At 44.6% G+C, this 21,621-nt stretch carries 13 protein-coding genes; all 13 read left to right on the top strand.

Translation table 11 applies throughout. The features are described from left to right. The first annotated feature begins 14 nt into the window (after nucleotides 1–14). The 13 genes from L6I86_RS09835 (at nucleotide 15) to L6I86_RS09775 (ending at nucleotide 21,620) form a co-directional block, all read left to right on the top strand. Nucleotides 15–1,100, top strand: coding sequence for a fatty acid desaturase (locus L6I86_RS09835; protein WP_236286673.1), 1,086 nt, complete (start codon nucleotides 15–17; stop codon nucleotides 1,098–1,100). Between the two features lie 37 nt (nucleotides 1,101–1,137). Next, complete coding sequence (locus L6I86_RS09830; protein WP_236286672.1) at nucleotides 1,138–1,473, top strand: MocE family 2Fe-2S type ferredoxin; 336 nt, start codon at nucleotides 1,138–1,140, stop codon at nucleotides 1,471–1,473. A 461-nt stretch (nucleotides 1,474–1,934) separates the two neighbouring features. Next, entirely contained in the window at nucleotides 1,935–3,137 is a 1,203-nt protein-coding gene (locus tag L6I86_RS09825; RefSeq protein WP_236286671.1) for a multidrug effflux MFS transporter, read from the top strand. A 216-nt stretch (nucleotides 3,138–3,353) separates the two neighbouring features. Then, nucleotides 3,354–4,100 carry a phytanoyl-CoA dioxygenase family protein gene (locus L6I86_RS09820; protein WP_236286670.1) on the top strand — a complete coding sequence of 249 codons (747 nt, stop codon included), beginning with the start codon at nucleotides 3,354–3,356 and terminating at the stop codon, nucleotides 4,098–4,100. Nucleotides 4,101–4,300: 200 nt separating this feature from the next. After that, the gene (locus L6I86_RS09815; RefSeq protein WP_236286669.1) at nucleotides 4,301–5,167 is read left to right on the top strand and encodes a helix-turn-helix domain-containing protein; all 867 of its coding nucleotides are present in this window, start codon (nucleotides 4,301–4,303) and stop codon (nucleotides 5,165–5,167) included. Nucleotides 5,168–5,305: 138 nt separating this feature from the next. After that, nucleotides 5,306–10,759, top strand: a complete 5,454-nt coding sequence (locus tag L6I86_RS09810; protein ID WP_236286668.1) for a family 43 glycosylhydrolase — start codon at nucleotides 5,306–5,308, stop codon at nucleotides 10,757–10,759. Nucleotides 10,760–10,789: 30 nt separating this feature from the next. Further along, the gene (locus L6I86_RS09805; protein WP_236286667.1) at nucleotides 10,790–11,842 is read left to right on the top strand and encodes an S-layer homology domain-containing protein; all 1,053 of its coding nucleotides are present in this window, start codon (nucleotides 10,790–10,792) and stop codon (nucleotides 11,840–11,842) included. 251 nt (nucleotides 11,843–12,093) lie between these two features. Continuing rightward, nucleotides 12,094–14,898 (top strand): family 43 glycosylhydrolase, encoded by a 2,805-nt coding sequence (locus tag L6I86_RS09800; RefSeq protein ID WP_236286666.1) that lies wholly within the window; start codon nucleotides 12,094–12,096, stop codon nucleotides 14,896–14,898. A 185-nt stretch (nucleotides 14,899–15,083) separates the two neighbouring features. Beyond that, nucleotides 15,084–16,115: an ABC transporter substrate-binding protein gene (locus L6I86_RS09795; RefSeq protein ID WP_236286665.1), complete on the top strand. Its 1,032-nt coding sequence runs from the start codon at nucleotides 15,084–15,086 to the stop codon at nucleotides 16,113–16,115. Nucleotides 16,116–16,221: 106 nt separating this feature from the next. Next, on the top strand, nucleotides 16,222–17,742 hold the full coding sequence (locus tag L6I86_RS09790) for a sugar ABC transporter ATP-binding protein (protein ID WP_236286664.1): 1,521 nt from the start codon (nucleotides 16,222–16,224) through the stop codon (nucleotides 17,740–17,742). Continuing rightward, nucleotides 17,729–18,769, top strand: a complete 1,041-nt coding sequence (locus tag L6I86_RS09785; protein ID WP_236286663.1) for an ABC transporter permease — start codon at nucleotides 17,729–17,731, stop codon at nucleotides 18,767–18,769. The genes L6I86_RS09790 and L6I86_RS09785 overlap by 14 nt, the downstream gene beginning before the upstream one ends. Beyond that, on the top strand, nucleotides 18,753–19,781 hold the full coding sequence (gene yjfF / locus L6I86_RS09780) for a galactofuranose ABC transporter, permease protein YjfF (protein ID WP_236286662.1): 1,029 nt from the start codon (nucleotides 18,753–18,755) through the stop codon (nucleotides 19,779–19,781). Before L6I86_RS09785 ends, yjfF begins: the two co-directional genes overlap by 17 nt. Nucleotides 19,782–19,832: 51 nt before the next feature. Next, nucleotides 19,833–21,620, top strand: a complete 1,788-nt coding sequence (locus L6I86_RS09775; protein ID WP_236286661.1) for a cache domain-containing sensor histidine kinase — start codon at nucleotides 19,833–19,835, stop codon at nucleotides 21,618–21,620. Nucleotide 21,621: the final 1 nt, after the last annotated feature.

Genomic DNA, 21,621 nt, shown 5'->3' with positions numbered 1-21,621 from the left:
CGAGGAGAGATCATATGGGGAACACCATACAGCTGAACTATAGTATTCTTGGACCAGAACGGCAAAAAGCGATTGAGAAAGGGCTTGTTTCAGGGGAGTGGTATCAATGCTCCGTTCCCCGAAAACGTATGAAGGAGCTCATGATCCGCAAGAACGGTCCGGCAATTCGTGACACCTTGCTCTGGATCGCCTTAACAGTCGTACTGGGCTATGTTGCCTATCTGTCGTGGGGATCATGGTGGGCTGTACCCGTTTTTATCGTATATGGAACTGTCTACACGGTACCTGCCGTATCCAAATGGCATGAATCCAGCCATGGCACAATGTTTCGAACGGCGTGGATGAACGAAGCCTTGTATCAATTCACCTCGTTTCTGATTTTGATTCAAGCTACGAACTTTCGCTGGACGCATGCCCGTCACCATACGGATACGATCATCGTGGGCAGCGATCCGGAAATTATGGAACCGCGTCCTCCAAAATTGCAACGTGTGCTGCGATATATAATCCGAGAATCATTCATTTACAATACTTGGCCCTACCTGTTCAAACATGCAATAGGACTTTTAAGCGCCGAAGAGAAGGAATTGGTCCCGACCAGCGAGCAACGAAAATTATTCTTGGAAGCGCGTGTATTTATTATTATTTATGCGGTTATTATCTCTTTGTGCTTTTATTTAGATAGCATTTTACCACTCATGTTCGTTGGGCTGCCTGCGTTCTATGGCGCTCTTCTGAACGGTTTGCTGGTCTCAACGCAGCACGTCGGTCTATATGAAGATACGCTCGATCACAGGCTTTGTGCGAGGACTTTCTATACAAACCGTATTCTTCGGTTTCTGTACACGAATATGAATTATCATATTGAACATCATATGTTTCCGTTGGTTCCGTATTATAATTTGCCTGCTTTGCACGAGGAGATCAAGCATGACTGCCCAGTTGCTGCTTCGAGCTTCACAGCTGCTGTCCGCGAGACATGGGGAGCAATCTGGAAGATGAGGAAAGACCATTCCTATATCGTGCCTAGATGCCGTGAATTTGCTGAGCATCGGAAAGTAATTGATCGAAATCTTTCATCGGTATCCCAGTCGGGATGAGAAGCAATGATGATAACTTAAATAAATCTTATCTTACTTGGAGGCAGGTATGCATCATATCGAGGGTTGGGTTGAAGCTTGTAAAGCCGATGACATTGAGGAAGAAGATGTTATTCGTTTCGATTATCAAGATCGTACGTTTGCTATATATCGCTCAGATAAAGGCCAATATTATGCAACGGATGGATTCTGCACCCATGAGAAATTTCATTTAGCTGATGGGCTTGTCATGGGAAGCACCATTGAATGTCCTAAGCATAATGGCCGGTTTGACTTTACGACGGGTGAAGCGAAGCGTAAGCCAGTATGCATCAATCTAAAAGTATATCCGGTTAAGATTGAAGCAGACAAAGTTTTCATCCATATCGACTGAAGGGGGAAAAGCAGGCAGCTGATGTATATCAGTTGTCGGCTTCTTTGTAATAGAAACATGTTAAGTGAACATCTTATTTTGTAGCCTTGCGATTCTAGCTTGCTTTTTCCAATCGTAATGGTTTATGAACCTGTCTTGCAGGTTAGTGAACATGTATAGGCATGGGGTCTATTGTTGATCTCAGCGGTTGTCATATAGGCGATATGTTCACTTATTTGGGCTTACCAAGTGCAGGTCGTTGGTTACCCCGCATAAAATATGAATAAAGGTTAAACAGGAGAGGAATCTTCTAACATGAAAAATCGAGAAGCAGTTGATTCAGGAAACTCCTGGATCGGCTGCTTTTTCATTTCGATGCGCACAATTAACTGTTGTCAAAAACTATACAGTTATGTTATGGTGTAACCAATTACAGAGAAAAGTTCCGGATATGGAATGGGAGTATAGGAGAAACTCATAATATGACAAACAAGAACAATCAGCATGCCGTTCGACTAGCGCTGCTGCTAGGTTTATTTTCGACACTCGGACCTTTTACTATCGATATGTACTTACCGGCCTTTCCACAGATTGTGGAAAAATTCGGTACAACAGCATCCCTCGTACAGCTCAGCCTGACCGCCTGTTTACTTGGACTTGGTGTCGGCCAAGTGGTTATGGGGTCGCTCAGTGACGTTTACGGTAGGCGCAAACCGCTGCTTATTTCTATGGCTCTCTATGTTGTGGCATCTATAGCTTGCGCGATCGCGCCGAGTATATGGCTGCTGATCTTTGCACGACTCGTGCAGGGGTTTGTTGCGTCAGCGGGCATTGTCATTTCCCGGGCAATTGCACGTGACATGTTTAGCGGCCACGAACTAACGAAATTTTTCTCGCTGCTCTTACTTGTCGGAAACTTGGGCCCACTTGTGGCGCCAGTTGCCGGAAGCGGAGTTCTATCATTAACGAGCTGGGTTGGCGTCTTCGTTGCATTGGCATTGCTGGGGATGTTCCTCCTTGCCATGACCAAATGGAGTCTCAAAGAAACGTTGCCCATCGAACGCCGCAGTCCAAGCAATTTTGCGCAGCAACTGCGTAACTATGGATCGCTTTTGCGTGACCGCTCATTTACGGGGTATATGCTCGCGCAGGGGGTCATGATCGCAGGGGTATTCGCTTACGTTTCGGGCACCCCATTTATTTATCAAAATATTTATGGGGTTTCCCCTACGGTATTTGCACTGTTATTTGGATCCAATGGGATCACCTTGATTATTGGTTCGCAGTTGGTCGGTCGGATGGCTCACCGTGTGTCGGAGCAGTTCTTTCTATTGTTCGGACTATATATGGCTGGCGCAGCCAGTATTGCGGTCTTGCTAGTGGGTATTTTCCACGGGCCGCTGTACGCACTGGTGATTCCACTCGTTTTCTTTGTAGCGTCCATCGGGATTACTTCCACGGCAGCATTTCCGCTTGCGATGGAGAGTCAGGGACATATGGCAGGCAGCGCGGCTGCGTTGATGGGTGTCATTCCCTTTCTTCTCGGAGCAGTCGTTTCCCCGCTAGTCGGGATTGCTGGGGAACACACGGCAGTTCCGCTGGGGGTCATTATATTGACTACGAGTGCCGCAGCGATGTTGTCTTACTTCCTTTTAGTAAAAAAAGGGGTTAAGGCGAAGGCTTGAGTTGAAAACATTCGATTGATCGCAAAATAGTTAAAGCGTAGTTTCTGCATTGGCAGAGCTGCGCTTTTTGTTATTTATTCTTATCGGACTGTTACTTATATTTCCTCAAAAAGAGTAAAAAACACAATGAATTAGTGGAGCGAGCAAATTGTGAGAAAGATCCATTTATAAGATGATTGCAATGTAAGAATTTTATAACGAGGGAGCGATTGAAGCATGTTAACACAAGAACAACTGCAACAATACCAAGATAAAGGGTTTATTATTTTTGAAAATTTATTCTCCACCGAAGAAATGGATCGCGTACGCACCATCATTGATGGGTTGGATGAGGAATCGGAGCGTCGTCTCAGCGAGGCTGGGAAAAGTTTTAATAACATACCGAATCAGATCAATTTTACCTCTGGATTAAATTTTATCAGACCCGAATTGCAGCAGTTTACGGCTGATGATCGTTTTGTAGAAATTACTACATCCATTCTTGGTCCAGACATTCGTCTGTATTGGGACCAATCTGTTTATAAACGACCAGAAGCTAAGCGTGATTTTCCTTGGCATCAGGATAATGGCTATGCGCCGATTGAGCCGATGCACTATGTAACCTGTTGGCTGGCACTTGAGGACGCTACGCTTGAGAATGGTTGCATTTGGATTCAAGAAGGCTCGCATCATAAGGGCCTTGTTGCGCATGTGAAAACGGACATTGGTTGGTTGTGTTACTATGGGGACGTTGAAGGGACACCTGTACCTTTGAAAAAGGGAAGTATGGTCGCATTCCACTCGTTGTTGTTCCACCGCAGTACGCCAAACCGAAGTAACGATACACGGAAAGCTTACGTGATTCAATATGCCGTGGAAGGCTCAACAGACCCAAGAACCGGCGCTGAGTATAAGAATGGACCGATCATTTCACAGGATGGGAAAGCCGTCTATGAACGCTTCCAATCCAAAGAAGAGGTCTAGTCCTTATCGTAAGAAGAGGGGGATTTAATCGTGTGTCAAAGTCAATGTGTGGGGTGTCGGCTGCAACCAGCTGCCATCATCGAAGGGAAGTGGGTGGGGTTTGATAATTCCGAGCAAATACGGCAATATGTAAGTGAGAAGCTTTAAGTTAGAAGCTTTCATAAAGAAAAGCTTGAATGTAATGGTTAGGAGTGAGCCTGGTGAAGGATCCAAAGGGATTGATGGACGAATACTGGCATATTCGCTTATTTCAAGTGGAGGAAGCCTTTTATAACGCCATCGATATTCAAAACCTGATCTATCCGTACTGGGTAGTCAGCTTTATCGTGGAAGGACAGGTAGAAGTGGAGGATGGCAGTAAGGCGCAAACGGCGACGTCCGGACAGGTCATGCTGCACGCCCCGGGATTACCTTTCGCTGAGAAAGCAACAACGCCTGGTCTTCACCTTTGGATGTTACTTGATGTGAGAAACAGCTATCAGGTTGATTTGTTCCGTTTATATCCCATAGCTGAAGTGCTGACAATGATAGATCCAGCGGTATTCTCCGCCATTTTTTACAAGCTATTAGCAGCCTGGCAGAAAAAAGACTCCCCCTTTCGTGAACTAGAGCTATCAGGTATCGGTATGCAATTAGTCCATTTATTGTTGGAAAGCTGGGATAGGAACGGTCGTGTGCATCGTAGTTTCCAGGCAAGCAGAAACGGTGAACGGCTAGAAAAGGTCATTTCTTATATTCATACGTCTTTTCATGAGAAAGTGACAAGAAAAACATTAGCGAATCTCTTGCATTTAAATACGAACTATTTGGATAAAATTTTCATAGAGGAATATCAGATGAACCCGATGCAGATGGTTCGTGAGCTTCGCTTAAAGAGAGCCAAGGGAATGCTTGAGAACAGCGACGATAGTCTTGCAGAAATCGCTTCTGCATGCGGGTTGGGGGATGCCTCGTATCTGAGTCACCAATTCGTCAAGAGGTTTGGCGTCAATCCTGGCAAGCATAGAGAGCAGGTGCGTCAAACGAGACAGTCCTATTATCACACACAAAAGCCCAACCAAGAATGATTTGGTAAGGCTTTTTTTTATGCGATTTGTCGGAAAAGTATAAAGGAATGCCAAATAATCTAAATACATGAAAGTGTTCATCAGTCAAAATAAGGATAAGCATGAATGACATTGTTGATTTTAGGGGGAGGAAATCGTTTGAAACGTGTAATGGCCTTTCATCACAAACAGATTCGACAAGCTTGGGCGTATATGCTGCTATTATGTATGACAGTTTCGTTATTGCCTGTTGCGTCGATATCAGCAGCAACGGGTGATCCATTGCCTGTGTTTAGGGAGGATTTCAATGATGGACTTGCAGATGGGTGGACAACATATGGGTCCGATAATGCAGGGAACAGAGGATCTTGGACAGTCAATGCAGCAAATCAGTATAGAACGACTGGTTCCCCAGGCTCTAAGACGGTGTTTCAGAGTACTAATTTTAAAGATTTCGTTTATGAAGCGGATCTTCAAGTATCCGGTATCAATTCAGATCAATCGGGGTTATTATTTCGAGTCACTTCGCCGACTGGTGACGTGGCTGATGGGTATAATGGCTACTTCGCTGCATTGCGTGTGGACAAAACGCTTATGCTCTCCAGGGTTGTTGGTGCAGGCGGCAACGAATATAAGGAATTGAGAAGCGTATCTTATCCGTATTCAAGCGGTCATTTGAAAGTTGTCGCGGTAGGCAATCACATTCAAGTGTTTGTCGATGATATGATAACGCCGAGGATTGACTTTGTTGATAATGACGGCAAACAAATTACAACCTCTGGTTCTATTGGTCTTCGAACATGGTGGGGGACAACGAACTTTGATAATCTTGAGGTCAAAGAGTATGCGGCGTCTGAGACAGCTGCCCCAGCGTTCGATACACCTGCTGGTGTTTACAGTAGCGAGCAACATATTGCCCTTACGACACCAACGACAGGGGCAACGATCCGATACACACTTGATGGCACACTGCCGAATGCTTCTTCTCCAATCTATACCTCACCAATCGTGGTGACATCGGATGTAATCATCAAAGCATATGCGGAAAAAGCAGGCGAAATGGTGTCGAATGTGGTGACGTCTTCTTATATTATTGCTGAAAGTACAGCAGCATTTACCGATGATTTTAACGATGGCAATGCCGATGGCTGGTTGAATTATTTGGGTAAAGCAGAAGGTACCCCAACCACATGGACTGTAACGCAAGGTGTTTATAACTATGTAGCTGCTAATCCAAGAGGGGCCAAGTCCGTCGTGGAGGGCGTTTATCAAGACTTTGTTTTTGAAGTCGATATGAACCCACAGGATGCAGTGTCTTCCAATAGCGGCGTGGTTTTCCGAGCATCGGCGCCAGCTGATGGTGTGGATAAAATTAATGCGTATTACGCTGGTATGAATGCTGCTGGGAAGCTTCAAATTGGTAAGATGAGCGCTACGGGAACGACTGGCGCATGGTCAGAAATTGCCTCAACGGTTGTCAGCGGCGTCAAGCCAAACGATTACAATCACTTGAAAGTGATTGCGCTTGGAACTCATTTTTACATTTACGTCAATGAGATGTTAGCCTACGATTTTATAGATGCAACGTACGCGGTGGGATCTGTTGGGCTGAGAGCATGGAATGAGAATCTACAAGTTTCTTATGACAATGTTTCATTGAAGCAATTAACACATGTAGTCCTACCTGTTGCAGCACCGGTTATTAATCCAAATTCAGGGAATTTCCCTAGTTCGCAAATCGTTACGATATCGAGCCCGACAGTCGGTGCCGACATTCACTATACAACCGATAACAGCACACCTACAGCGGCGTCACCTGTCTATAACGGTCCAATCACATTGACAGCCACAACGACAGTGAAAGCTATGGCAACTAAAAATGGCATGCTTGATTCCGCGGTTCAAAGTGCGACGTTTACGTTAGTCAGCCATACATTCTCCGATGATTTTAACGACGACAATGCGAATGGCTGGACGACCTATGAAGGAACATGGACTGTTGCGAGCAAGGCTTATCAAATAACCGATAAAGGCCCTGGCTTCAAATCCGTTGCTACGGGAACTTCTTTCGACAACTTTGAATATGAGGCAGACATTACGTTGAAAAACGGCGTGAATAATGATAATGCAGGCTTAATTTTCCGAGTTGCAAATCCGAGCAATGGCGGAGATAACATGAAAGGCTATTATGCGGGACTTACCTCAAATGGCCGTGTGCAGTTAGGGAAACTGAATAACAACTGGAAAGAACTCGCATCGATTATTTACCCAGTCACGCAAAATGTTGTTTATCGCATGAAGGTGAAAGCGGTTGGCAGCCATATCGATATCTATATTAATGACGAGCATATCGTAAGTGCTGTTGATACGACCTATACAACTGGGGCGATCGGTGTGAGAGCTCATTACGTAGCCACAAGCTATGACAATATTAGTGTCAAAGACTTAGGCGAAGTTCAGATGCCAACGTACGACTGGTCTTGGGTACAAGGCGCAGTTTTCGTACCGACGAACGTTGTGAATCAGATTCAGCAATGGAACGAATACGATCATGATATTAACGATCGCGAATTAGGCTATGCGGAATTGTACGGCATCAATTTTGTACGGGTATTCCTACACAATCTGTTGTGGGAAAACGATAGCGCGAGATTGTTGGCCAATCTGGAAGATTTCTTGCAGCTTGCCGACAAACACGGCATCAAAGTAGAACTTGCCTTTTTCGATGATTGTTGGAATGACAATCCGGTTATGGGGCCACAATTAGCTCCACTTTACGGTGCGCATAATAGCCGTTGGGTAGAAGGTCCAGGGGATGCAGTTAAATCCAACTATGCTGCGAATAAAGCTGCATTGAAAGCGTATGTGCAGGGAATTGTCAATGCGCATAAAAATGATTCGCGAATTGCTTTCTGGAACATTTATAATGAGCCGAGCAATGGCGAGAGTGGACTTATGGATCAAATCACGAAGCAGATCATGAATGATGCACGTATTTGGATCAAAGAAATCGATGCCAATCATCCGGTATCCTCAACAGGCGGCCAATTTAGCGGTGATGCAACGTCAGACTTTATAACTTGGCATCCGTATGAGTCGGATTATCCGACACCTTACGGGATCAGCAAGGGAATTCTTGCGGACGAAGCGATGAACAGATCGACGCAAACCGTTCCAGGCATTGTGGAACATTATGGTCAGAAAGATATCGGTTTCGTGATGTGGGAATTCGGTATCGGTCGAGATAATACACGTTTCCCTTGGGGATCGGATACGAATCCATTAACATCTGAGCCGACGATGCCTTTCCACGGGATTACTTATCCGGATGGTCATCCGTGGGATGTGAACGACATTAAAGCATTAACAGGAACAGCTTTCGATACGCTACCTGTTTTCAACGTAAGCTACTTCAAGGACGAGAACTTTACAACGTTAGCTAAATCATCGTTTACACCGAAAATTGATTTCGATCTTGGGAATGAGAAGGGAACAGGTTCGCCAGATCCAACCGTAGGCATTGGTGAGGATCATTTCTCCACACGATGGATGGGAACGGTGCAACCGACGAATTCTGGGACACATACAATTTATGTGGATAGCGATAATGTTGTTAAAGTTTGGTTTGGCGACACATTGGTCGTTAACAAAACAAGCAGCACCAAAGAGGAAATAAGCGGTACGATCGCACTAACAGCTGGAGAAAAGTATCCGGTGAAAGTTGAGTATGTTCACGCAAGCGGTGATGCTAGTTTACATGTCAAATGGTCACATAGTCAGCTAACCAAACAAGCAGTAACCCCTATTTACGCGGGGAAAAGTGTAGCGTCTGTTTCCTTAGATGTTCACGCATTGGCGGTGAAAGTGGATGAAACGAAAAAGTTGACGGCGACGATTTCACCTGCAGATGCGTCCAATCAGCTGCTTACATGGAGTTCCAGCCATTCGGGTACCGTACAAGTGGATAGAAGCGGTAATGTAAAAGGGATTAACAAAGGAACTGCGACGATTACAGTCACGGCAGTTGGAGGGAAAACAGCTTCTGCTGAAATTACGGTGACGGATAGCGGCATGTTCAAAAACCCGATCGTACCTGTCTCAAGCGGAGCGGGTTCGGCAGATCCGAGCGTTGTTTTCAAAGATGGCTACTATTATTATGTGAAATCAGAAAATGATGCTGCGATTCAAGTCGTGAAAGCGAAACGACTTCAGGATATCGGAATCGAGCCTCGTGTTACTGTCTATACTCCGCCTAGCGGACAAATGTATTCCAAAGGTTTATGGGCTCCTGAAATTCAGAACATCAATGGCAAATGGTACATTTATTTTGCAGCAGATGACGGCAACAATAATAATCACCGGATGTATGTGCTCGAAAGCGATACGAATGACGCGCAAGGCAGCTATACATTTAAAGGTAAGATTGCTGATGCCTCAGACAAATGGGCTATTGATGGTACTGTCTTAGTGAAAAGCGATAATTCCATGTACTTCGTATGGTCCGGTTGGGAAGGCGATGCGAATGTGAGTCAAAAAATTTACATTGCACCGATGAGCAATCCTTGGACGATCAGTGGACCTCGGGTGTTGTTATCTTCACCTGATCAAGCTTGGGAGCTAGATGGCACGCCGACAATCAATGAAGGTCCGGAAATTTTGATCAAAAACGATAAGATCTTTATCGTATATTCGGCAAGCGGCAGTTGGACTGATAATTACAATTTAGGCATGCTGACCAATACCGATGGGAATGTCCTTAATCCAGCTTCGTGGACGAAGTCAGGTTCCGTATTCAGCAAATCCGCGGGAGCATTCGGTCCTGGACATAACTCATTTACGAAGTCGCCGGATGGTTTGGAGGATTGGATCGTCTATCACGCTGATCTTAAATCTGGCGGAAGCTGGGCGAATCGTTCCGTTCGTGCTCAAAAGTTCACTTGGAATGCGGATGGCACGCCAAACTTCGGCACACCAGTCGCTTATGGGGCATTGATTCAGGAGCCATCAGGCACAACTTCGATCTCCATGTACAGCTATGAAGCGGAGGATGCCATTCTTGGAGGAACTGTGAGAATTAACAATTCTGACGAAGCTTCTGGCGGCAAAGTGGCAGGTCATGTGGACACAGCTGGAAGCGACTATATCTTATTTAATGTGAACGTTGAAAAAGCGGGTACTTACCAAATGACGGTCATGGCTGCCAATGGAACTGGAGGTACGGTTATTGCTCAGCAAGATGTATCCGTCAACAATGGAGCCAATCAAGTCATTGATTACAAACAATTCGGATGGGGACGTTATAATCCATCTGCCATCACGATAACTTTGAATCAAGGTTTAAATACGATTAAATTAACGAAAAAGACGAATTTTGCCGAGATCGACAGGCTGATTCTGGAGCTTCAACAGCCATCGGGTCCACCTGTGTATCATACGGACATCAACGGAAGTGCTGGTGTTACAATCGGGGATTTAGCAATGGTGGCGGCTTCTTATGGCAAGCAGCTAGGCGATGTGGATTGGGATGCAGATGCAGTGAAAGCAGATATTAATAAGGATAACCAAGTAGATATCGAAGATCTTTCCATTGTTGCTAGTGAAATCATGCAATAAGGATAACTGTAAGGGAGGATGCATATCGACATGAAATTTCATAAATGGTTTGTAGCTTGTCTAATGCTAATTACCACGACGAGTGCTGTACTACCTAGTGCATTTGCGGCAACCGAAACGACAACGCCGTCTTACACACTTTCACTTTCAAACCCTAGTCCTTCCAAAGGGGAGAAGGTAGAAGTGCTCATCAAAGGACATGAGTTGAAGGATCTATATGCGTATGAATTAAATGTGGACTTTGACCCATCACTTCTTACTTTGAAAACCGCTACGACGCAAATCCCAGGATTCTCCGTTCCTTTTGTCGTGAAGGATAACCACATTCAGCTGGCACATACGCGGGTTGGGAAAGTGGATGGGGACAGTGGCGATCAAATTTTGTACACACTGACGTTCGAGGCAATTGGTCAAGGGAAAGCTGAAATGTCAATAAGTAAAGTGAAATCGGTTGATTCGCACCTTGCTAGTACCAATCAGCAGCCAGATGCCAAGGCTGAATTCCGAATCGACAGCTCGCTGCCGTTTGATGATTTAGATGACTTCAGTTGGGCGGAAGAAGCAATTGCTTTCTTAGCGGGAAAAGGTGTTGTAAATGGTACTGGCAATCGTGTGTTTAGCCCAGAACTTCCAGTTTCGCGTGCTGACTATGTTGTGCTTTTGATGAGAGCATTAAATCTGAAGGGAGCAGCGGGCGCACACTTTGCGGATGTAGAACAGGGGAAATACTACGAGGAGGCAATCAACACTGCCAGAGATTTGGGAATTGTCGAAGGGGATGAGAGCAATCGCTTCCATCCACAAGCATCTGTAACCAGAGAAGACATGATGGTACTTACCGAGCGGGCTTTGGCTAAAGTTACGAAGATTACCAGTCAACAAGACGCAGCAGCCTTGCAACCGTTCAACGATGTCTCGGATATTTCAGATTATGCGTTAAACAGTGTATCCACCTTGATCAAATTGGGACTCGTTCACGGTTATGGGGATGGGATTCACCCGAAAGATTCAACAAACCGTGCACAGGCAGCGATGCTGATTTATAACATGTTGAAGACGCCAGACTTATTGCCAAAGAAGTAGTATAGAGAAGGCCTTCGGGGTAAGTGCCCTGGAGGCTTTTTATCGGGGGAGGGAAGCTCATTTTAAAAGAAAGAAATTTGAACAAAAGAGCGGGATATTACAAATCTATATGTGGATAAATATGCTAAGTTTAATGCAAGTGTTAAGTATGGGAGAAGGAGGAACAAGGCCGGCAAATTTAGAAATTGAAACCGTTGTCTATGTAGCATGTCATGGAAGAAATGAATTCGAGAACGTAGGAGGAGCAACAAATGAAAAAAGCAGTCATCGGCATACTCATGGCCTGCATCCTTGTCACAGGCACAGTAAATTTACCTTTGAACGTTCGTGCAGCTGATCCAACTTCGGATGGTCATGGTTTAATGGGAGATTTCTATAAATGTGAGAAAAACCCAAATGATCGCCAAGATATTACGGTATTTAACTTCGATAACTTTCGAGGGGAAAGAGCTGTTGCGAATTTAAATGGGGATTCGTTTACAAGTATTTTCAACCAATTGTCGGGAACACCCGATTATAATACAGCGCGATTTACAGGAACTATTGTCCCTAATTATACAGAGGATTACACGTTCCATATGGTTGGTGATGATGGTTTCCGATTATGGATTAACGGCGAGAAGATCATTGACTTCTGGCAACAAACCTGGGATGTCCCGCAAGATAGTGTGGCCATTTCGTTAGAAGCAGGCAAGCACTATGATATCAAGGTTGAGTATCTGCAAGGTTGGGGTGGTTCCTGGCTGCGCATGGAATGGGAAAGCACCAGTCAACGTAGAGAAGTCGTGCCAGAATCAGCACTGTATCTGCCTTCTGATCATGTCCTCGTCACGAAAAAAGAGGATTTGACGGCCGAGCTTCAAAAGATTGATTACTTAGCGGATAACTTTGCAGATGAGGTTCCTGCTAGCGTAGTAAACACCCTTCAAGCAAAGAAAGTTACTGCCGAGGAAACACTAAACACGATCGATGCCCAAGCTATAACGGACAGTGAAAAGGTGGCACTGCTCTCGCAAGCGATCCAAAACGTATCCGTTGCCAGATCCAATTTTATGAAAGAAATGGGCGTTACAAGCAGGGAGGTATTTAACAAGTTTAACAACCCGCTATACCAGGGGCAGGATCCTTTCGTCACGTATCACGACGGTTATTATTATTTCGTTTCTTCGAGTAACTTGGACTCCAATAATAAAGTGTATGTGTCCAAATCCCGTACACTGACTGATCAAGGTGAAAAGGTGCTGGTATTTGACTCATTGGGGACACAAACACGTATTTTTGCACCTGAAATCTTCTTCTTTAATGGCAAATGGTACATTTATTACTGTGCGGATCGGCAGGATTACGGTTATCAGCATATGGCGACGGTATTGGAATCAACCACTTCGGATCCGCAAAGTCCATTCATAGATAAAGGGGCCATTTATGCTGGTGAGAATGGTGTCTATAAGCAAGCGAATGACTTTACGGTATTTGAGCATCAGGGACAATTATATGCCGTTTGGGGTACGTTGGGCGCAGGTGAACCGATAGGACCCGCTATTGCTCCAATGGATAATCCGTATACGATTTCAGTAGATCGCTCCTTCTTACCAGGCGGTGGCGGAGAAGGTCCGCGTGTGTTACAAAAAGACGGCAAAATATTTATCACCATGTCAGAAGGTGATTACGCGTCCAATGGCTATCGGTTGTCGTATTTTATGAATACCGATGGGAATATATTGAATCCGAGTTCTTGGTCTCGGACGAATGATGTTTTCGTAGCAACGAGTGAAGTATCGGGTCCTGCTAGAGCAGGCTTTGTGAAGTCCGCTGATGGCTCGGAAGATTGGATGATTTATCATTCACGCGTGTATAAAGATACAGGACGCAATTGGTGGCGTGAAGTGAATATTAAGAAATTCAATTGGAATCTAGATGGTACCCCGAACTTTGGGCATCCGGTTTCACCGAATGAATGGCAAGACCTGCCTTCTGGCGACCCCGGTCAAGGGGATATGTATCAAGCTGAAAATGCGGTCGTTTACGGTGATATTACCTCGGACAATACGCATACCAATTATCAAGGAACTGGTTATATTCATTTGCCGACAACTTCAGGAGCCGAAGCTAGCTTCGTTGTACAGGCCGAGGAAGCTGGCGACTATATCGTAGGTACACGCTATGCGTATGGGGTTCAAGTGAATGGAGAATCCACGAACAATCCGACAACGCAATTGCCCGGCAGAGCCAAAGTGAATGTCTATGTCAATGGCCACTATGTAAAGACAATTTCACCAGATAAAACAGCAATAAGCTGGGATGAATGGTTTACCGATTCGCAACGATTGAACTTGCAACAAGGGAAGAACGTCATCAGTTATCGCATTGATAATAGTTCCATCGGTAATGTGAATTTAGACTATTTAACGATGTACAAGGCAGATGTACCGAATGTTATCGATACGAATGAAGTAACGGGAAAATTGTCAGGTGCGACGGCTGTTCCTGCTGGGCAGCAATTCGATATGACGTATGGCTTGACACATGTGTCAAGTAGAGCAGAAGATGCGGTTTACGCTCAGGATCTGCTCATTAACTATGATGGGGATAAGATTGACCTTGAATCGGCCGTATCTAAGAAGGAAGGTCTCGTTGTTCTTGGCTTTAAAAAGGTTGCCACAGGGCAAGCTCATATCTTGCTTGCAAGTCTTGGTGCAGCGAATACCGTCACTACGGATGGAGATTTACTCACGTTACATTGGAAAGCGCTAAAGGGGACAGACAATGCGAGCATATCCATCTCTCCAGCGCGAATTGCTAATGCAAATGGCGAGGAGACGTTATTGGCACCGGTCGTGTTCAACGTGCAGGTGACAGGCGGGGGAGCTCCAAACTCGCCGGATGTTAACGCAGATGGCAAAGTGAGTATTGGCGATCTTGGTATTCTAGCCTTCAGCTATGGTCTCTCCTCGTCCAGTCCGAATTGGGCGCAAGTACAGAAGTTAGATTTGAACCAAGATGGTGTCATTGATATTGTCGATCTGGCAGCCTCAGCAAGAGCAATTATCCAATAACATGGCATAGGAATAGTGCGTGACAGAGAGGGGCAGATCCATGAGATCTGCCCCTCTTGCATGTTTGCCCACTTTTCAGTGGGTATGACGGAATAGTGCAAAAAATGACTTTTGCGTGTAAAGACGCTTTCACTGCAGAAAGCTACAATTACATTGTAAGCATTTAATTAGAGGAGGAAACACAAATGGTGCAAAAAAAGAGATTCATGGGGGCCCTAGTGGCAGCAACGGTTTTAGCAACATTGGTATCAGGATGCGGGACCAAAACAGAAACAACTTCGGCAACGAAAGCGCCTGACACGGCAAAGACAACAGAAGCGACAGCTAAAGCTGGTGACAGCAAGCTAGTAATTGGTTTCTCACAAATTGGTGCGGAAAGCGGCTGGCGCGGTGCAGAAACACAATCCATTCAAGATACAGCGAAGGCTGACCCGACGATTGACTTGAAGTTCTCTGATGCGCAACAAAAACAAGAGAACCAAATCAAAGCGATTCGTTCATTCATTGCCCAAAAGGTTGATGTTATTGCGATGGCTCCTGTTGTTGAAACAGGTTGGGAAGCGGTTCTAAAAGAAGCAAAAGACGCTAAAATCCCAGTTATTCTCGTTGACCGTGGTATTGATAAGAAAAATGAAGATTTGTACACAAGCTTCATCGGTTCTGATTTCATCACGGAAGGTCAGAATGCAGCTAAAGCGTTGGCTGAGCACATGGGTGACAAAGGGAACGTGGTTGAACTTGAAGGAACAGTTGGCGCTAGTGCAGCGAATGATCGTAAAAAAGGCTTTGATGATGAAATGAAAAAACATCCAAACATTAAAATCGTCAAATCCCAAAGCGGTGATTTCAACCGTGCAACAGGTAAACAAGTCATGGAAGCGATTCTTAAATCGCCAGAAGGTAAAGACATTCAAGGCGTTTATGCACATAATGATGACATGGCACTAGGCGCGATTCAAGCCATCGAAGAAGCGGGCAAAAAGCCAGGCACTGATGTGAAAATCGTATCTATCGACGGGATTAAAGAAGCTTTCGAAGCAATTAAAGCTGGCAAATTGAATACGGTTGTAGAATGTAATCCATTGTTAGGTCCACAATTGTATCAAGCTGCGAAAGACTTGAAAGCAGGCAAAACTGTACCAAAATGGATAAAATCCAATGAAGACGTGTTCTCAGGCCAAAAAGCAATCGATGCGCTTCCGAATCGCAAATACTAATGTGAGTGGTTGAACTGATATAGGAGTCATAGAGAGAAAACGAAATCAAGAGCGGATTCGATGCTCTTGATTTCGTTTCATAAATCGATAGAGGAGCGAGTGCCATATGCAAGAACATCCCTTATTAGTGATGAGCGGAGTCAGTAAATTTTTTCCTGGTGTCAAAGCTTTAACGAATGTGGATTTTCAGCTTCGAAGAGGAGAAATTCATGCATTGATGGGACAAAATGGCGCAGGAAAATCCACCTTGATTAAAGTTTTGACTGGTGTCTATGAGATGGATAAAGGCACGGTCATCCTTAACGCCCAGAACGTACGCATTAAGTCACCGATAGATGCGCAAGCATTGGGGATTAGCACAGTTTATCAGGAAGTGAATTTATGTCCCAACATTTCCGTAGCTGAGAACTTATTTATTGGTCGGCAGCCACGCAAAAAGGGAGGGGCTATCGATTGGGGAGTTATGAATCACAAATCGGAGGAACTGCTGGAACGACTTAGCATCCGTATCGATGTAACCAAGCCGCTAGCAGAATTTTCCATCGCGCTCCAACAAATGATTGCTATTGCACGTGCGGTTGATATTTCATCTGGATTGCTTATTCTAGATGAACCGACATCGAGCCTTGATCAACAGGAGGTCAAAGAGCTGTTCCGAATTATGCGGAAACTGAGAGATGAAGGCATGGCGATCGTCTTCGTAACCCACTTTATGGATCAAGTGTATGAGGTATCTGATCGAATTACTGTTCTTCGAAATGGTGAACTTGTTGGGGAGTATCCAACAGAAGAACTTCCTAGAATGCAGTTGATTTCCAAAATGATTGGCCGAGAGTGGAAAGAAGAAGAGAATAAGAGCAAAGTGGTTGGCATGAAGAAAAGCGAAGTATGGGTTTCGGCGAATCAACTGGGCCGCAAAGGCTCTATCAATCCGTTCGATTTAACGCTGCACAAAGGTGAAATTTTAGGACTCGCTGGGCTGCTCGGGTCAGGGCGCACAGAGATGGCTAAGCTGATTTTTGGTATTGATAAGGCAGATGAGGGAGCATTATCCATTGGCAGTGAACAGATGAGAGCCATGTTTCCCATGAAAGCAATTGAACATGGGTTTGCCTTTTGCCCAGAGGAACGTAAGGTTGAAGGGATTGTCGGAGAGTTGACGGTTCGAGAAAATATTGTTCTCGCTTTGCAAGCCAAACGCGGATTGTTTAAGCCATTATCCCTGCGTAAACAGCAGGAGATTGCCAACCACTATACGGATCTACTGCATATTAAAGCTTCCAGTATGGAACAACGCATTGATCAACTGAGTGGTGGGAATCAACAGAAAGCCATCCTAGCTCGTTGGTTGGCTACGAATCCGAAGCTGCTTATCTTGGATGAACCGACTCGGGGAATTGATATCGGCTCCAAAGCGGAAATTCGCAAACTAATTTTGTCACTCGCAGCAGAAGGCATGACGATTCTGATGATCACATCGGAATGGGAAGAGATTATTGGGTGCTGTGATCGTGTGATGGTACTGCGAGATCGCGACATTATTGGTGAGTTGACGGGTGAAGAGATTTCTGAGCAACGTATTATGCATATGATCGCAGAAGGAGGGAGCAGAGATGAAGCCATTTAACACCCTATATGAGAATATGGCACAAAAGAAGTTATTATGGCCCTCTGTCGGCATCATTATAATCTTGATTTTCAATGCTTTTTTTACACCAGGATTTTTCAATATTCGTATGCAGGATGGTCACTTATTCGGGAGTCTCATTGATATTTTAAATCGTGGAACACCGATATTAATTATTGCCCTTGGGATGACGCTAGTCATTGCGATGGAGGGAATCGATATTTCCGTAGGCTCTGTACTGGCCATTTCGGCTTCCTTGGCGGCATTTCTTATGCAAAAGCATGTTCCATTTGTTTTCGCATTAGGAGCAGGTTTAGCGATTGGTGCCTTGTGCGGCTTCTGGAACGGCTTATTAGTTGCCAAGTTGAAGATCCAACCGATGATTGCGACATTGATTCTGTTGACAGTTGGGCGTGGTATCGCGCAGCTCATCTCAGGAGGTCAAATTATTACGATTTCCAACAAAGCCTATCGGTTTGTTGGCGGTGGTTATTTACTAGGCATTCCATTCTCGGTTGTTATAGCAGCCTTTGTTTTCCTAGCTCTCTATTTCATCACACGTAAGACTGCATTTGGTTTGTTTTTGGAATCGGTTGGCTCCAATCGTGTATCCAGTGAATTTACGGGGATTCACGCGAGCCGAATCATGTTGACAGTATATATTATTTGTGGATTTTGCGCCGGGCTTGCTGGTATTATCGTTTCCTCTAATATTACGGGAGCCGATTCCAACAATGCAGGGCTATGGTTCGAGCTAGATGCCATTCTAGCAGTAGTCATCGGGGGAACCTCGATGCGTGGAGGACGTTTTTATTTGGGTGGTACCGTCTTAGGGGCACTCTTTATTCAAACCATGACGACCACCATCTATACCTTAGGTGTTCCTTCGGAATCTGTTATGGTCGTCAAAGCGGTCGTGATTATTCTAGTAAGCTTGGTTCAATCCGAGGTACTAACTTTGAAATTGAACAGTCTATTCCATAGAAAAAGTGAAAAGAAGGTGCTTGTTAATGAAACTACGATTTAGAATTACATCGGCTAACATCACCATTCTAGCGACGATTGTCTTATTCCTCTCGCTGTACGCTGGGGGTTCAGCAATGTTTGATAGCTTTTTTTCCATGCAAGTATTTCTGAATTTATTTGTAGATAACGCCTTTCTTATTATTGTAGCTACGGGTATGGCCTTCGTCATTATTACCGGCGGCATTGATTTATCGGTGGCCTCTTTAATTGCTTTGATCAGCGTTATTTCTGCCGTGATGCTGCGAGCAGGTATTCATCCTTTTGTCGTGATGCCATCTGTATTGGTGCTTGGGACAGGATTTGGCTATGTACAAGGGTATCTGATCTGCCGTTTTAACATCCATCCATGGATCGTTACGTTAGGCGGTATGTTTTTGGCGCGAGGTACATGCTTCTTAATAAGTCCTGAAAGTATTGTGATCGATAATTCGATCTATAGCGCAATTTCGAACTACCGAATTCCGATGCTAGGCAGCGGCACCATCTCGGTTGGTGTCGTTATCGCCCTAGTTACGGTAGCAGCAGCCATCTACGTGTCCAAATTCACAGCGTTTGGCCGCAATGTGTACGCGATTGGCGGGAATGAACGTTCCGCTGAATTAATGGGGCTGCCCGTCTATGCAACGAAAATGGCTGTGTATACGATCAGTGGTTTTTGCTCTGCATTAAGTGGTATCGTGTTTACCTTCTATATGCTTTCTGGTTATGGCTTGCATTTGATGGGCGGAGAGATGGATGCGATTGCGGCTTGTGTCATTGGTGGTATTTTGCTAACCGGAGGGTTCGGTTATTTAGTTGGCCCTATGCTTGGGGTATTGAGTGCAGGGGTTATCCAAACGATTATTATGTTTCAAGGCTCGCTTAGTTCGTGGTGGACGAAGATTGTGATCGGATTCCTACTGTTTGCTTTCATCGCGTTACAGCGTGTCATTGTTGCTAGAAGAGAAAGAAATCGCAACCCAGCAACGAGCAAAAAGTTGAAAAAGCGAATCCAAAATGCCGTTGGGATATGATAGTATAAGAAGAACTGGAAAGAGAGGAAGATACGACAGAGGAGGATCGGGGTGAGTATACTCATTCGTTACTGGCAGGATCGCAGCATCCGATTTAAGCTGAATAGTATCTTTCTACTTATCATCCTCATTTCGATTCTTGCGTTAAGTTTATGGGGGAGCAGGGCTTACAGCACTTTCTCTGAAAATCAAGCAGATGCGAACACGTTGCAAATGATTCATCAGGTTGAAAGTAATGTCGATCTCTATATCCGTCACCTAGAAGATGTGCTCTCCTATATTAGTGAGGATGCATCTTCCAGTCAGTTTTTGAGAATGGCTACGGTTTCAGGACCATTAACTGGAGACAATTCACAGATTACGAAAATGATGACGATGTATGCAATGAGAAACAAAGAAGTAACTGGAATCATGCTGGTCAACCAGAAGGGGTCCTATGTGTCCTATGAAATGGATCGGATCACACAAGACTCGCTAACGGAAGAGGACTGGTACCAGGATGCGATTAAAGCACCAGGCGAAACGTTGATCATTAGTAATCCCATTGGACGTAATGTTGCCACCTCACAGAACTACAGTTCCTACGATGTCTTATCGTTAGTACACGCTGTGCAAGATCCGCAAAGTCATGAAATCCTTGGTGTCGTTCTGATGGATCTGCGCATGGATATGCTGAAATCGATATTTGAGAATCTTAAACTAGGTAAGTCTGGATTTATGTACATACTCGATTACCAAGACCAAATTTTGTATGCGCCAACGAACAATATTGTGTACCGGATTCAGAGCGATATGCTGCATAACGGTCAGCAAGGAAGCTTTACGCAAACGATTAAAGATCAGCGATATCGCATTCTGTATAATGACTCCAATACGAATAATTGGAAGTTTATCGGTGTCATTCCGAATGATGATTATGAGAAGGTTGTTAAGGATATTCAACTGTACACCCTGATTGTAACTATTATTACCTTAGCGCTGGCAGTCTTCTTATCGACGTATTTTACGGGGACCCTCATTCGACCTATACGCAAGTTAATGAGTCTGATGACCAATGTCAAGAACGGGGAATTAAAACAGCGTTTCGTTCCAAAAAGTAAAGACGAGATTGGCCAATTAGGAAACAGCTTTAATCATATGCTGGAAGAAATCAACAATTTAATCAATCTTGTTTATGTGGAACAGAAGAAAAAGCGGGAAGCAGAGCTGCAAGTGCTGCAAGCGCAAATTAAGCCACATTTCCTCTATAATACGCTGGATACCATTCAATGGATGGCACAAGAATACGAAGCTGACGATATTATTGAAATTATTGGAGCGTTGACGAATTTATTTCGGATTGGTTTGAATAAAGGCTATGAGTGGATTCCGATTCGAGACGAAGTGAAGCACGCCGAAAGCTATATGATTATTCAGATGTCACGTTATATGGATAAGCTGGATATTCAGTTTGATATTTCGGAAGAGCTGTACCGATACTTTGTGTTGAAGCTCATTCTACAGCCCTTGATTGAAAATGCGATCTATCACGGAATCAAGGCGCGAACAGGGAAAGGTACGATTACCATTACTGCGGAGAGGCATATGGATATGATCTATTTCCGTATCAAGGATGATGGGGCAGGTATTCCGCCAGAGAAATTGGAAGACCTCAATCAGATTTTACGCGGTGAGAAGCAGCGTTCGGATCAGTATGGCATCGGTTTGTTCAACGTGAATGAGCGGATACAGCTCACCTACGGTATGGCTTATGGCCTTCAGATTTTTAGTGAACTTGGCAAAGGGACAACCATTGAAGTGAGGCATCCTTTGATACAAGTTGTTAAAAAAACAGGATGAG

Source organism: Paenibacillus allorhizoplanae, assembly GCF_927798215.1.
GTDB classification, from domain to species: domain Bacteria; phylum Bacillota; class Bacilli; order Paenibacillales; family NBRC-103111; genus Paenibacillus_E; species Paenibacillus_E allorhizoplanae.
Note: the sequence above shows the minus strand (reverse complement) of the source record. Positions and strands in the feature narration are given on the sequence as shown.

Excerpts from the sequence above, each read along its gene's own strand:
- L6I86_RS09835 (WP_236286673.1), top strand. The coding sequence starts at position 15 with ATGGGGAACACCATACAGCTGAACTATAGTATTCTTGGACCAGAACGG.
- L6I86_RS09825 (WP_236286671.1), top strand. The coding sequence starts at position 1,935 with ATGACAAACAAGAACAATCAGCATGCCGTTCGACTAGCGCTGCTGCTA.
- L6I86_RS09820 (WP_236286670.1), top strand. The coding sequence starts at position 3,354 with ATGTTAACACAAGAACAACTGCAACAATACCAAGATAAAGGGTTTATT.
- L6I86_RS09805 (WP_236286667.1), top strand. The coding sequence starts at position 10,790 with ATGAAATTTCATAAATGGTTTGTAGCTTGTCTAATGCTAATTACCACG.
- L6I86_RS09800 (WP_236286666.1), top strand. The coding sequence starts at position 12,094 with ATGAAAAAAGCAGTCATCGGCATACTCATGGCCTGCATCCTTGTCACA.
- L6I86_RS09795 (WP_236286665.1), top strand. The coding sequence starts at position 15,084 with ATGGTGCAAAAAAAGAGATTCATGGGGGCCCTAGTGGCAGCAACGGTT.
- L6I86_RS09790 (WP_236286664.1), top strand. The coding sequence starts at position 16,222 with ATGCAAGAACATCCCTTATTAGTGATGAGCGGAGTCAGTAAATTTTTT.
- L6I86_RS09785 (WP_236286663.1), top strand. The coding sequence starts at position 17,729 with ATGAAGCCATTTAACACCCTATATGAGAATATGGCACAAAAGAAGTTA.
- yjfF (WP_236286662.1), top strand. The coding sequence starts at position 18,753 with ATGAAACTACGATTTAGAATTACATCGGCTAACATCACCATTCTAGCG.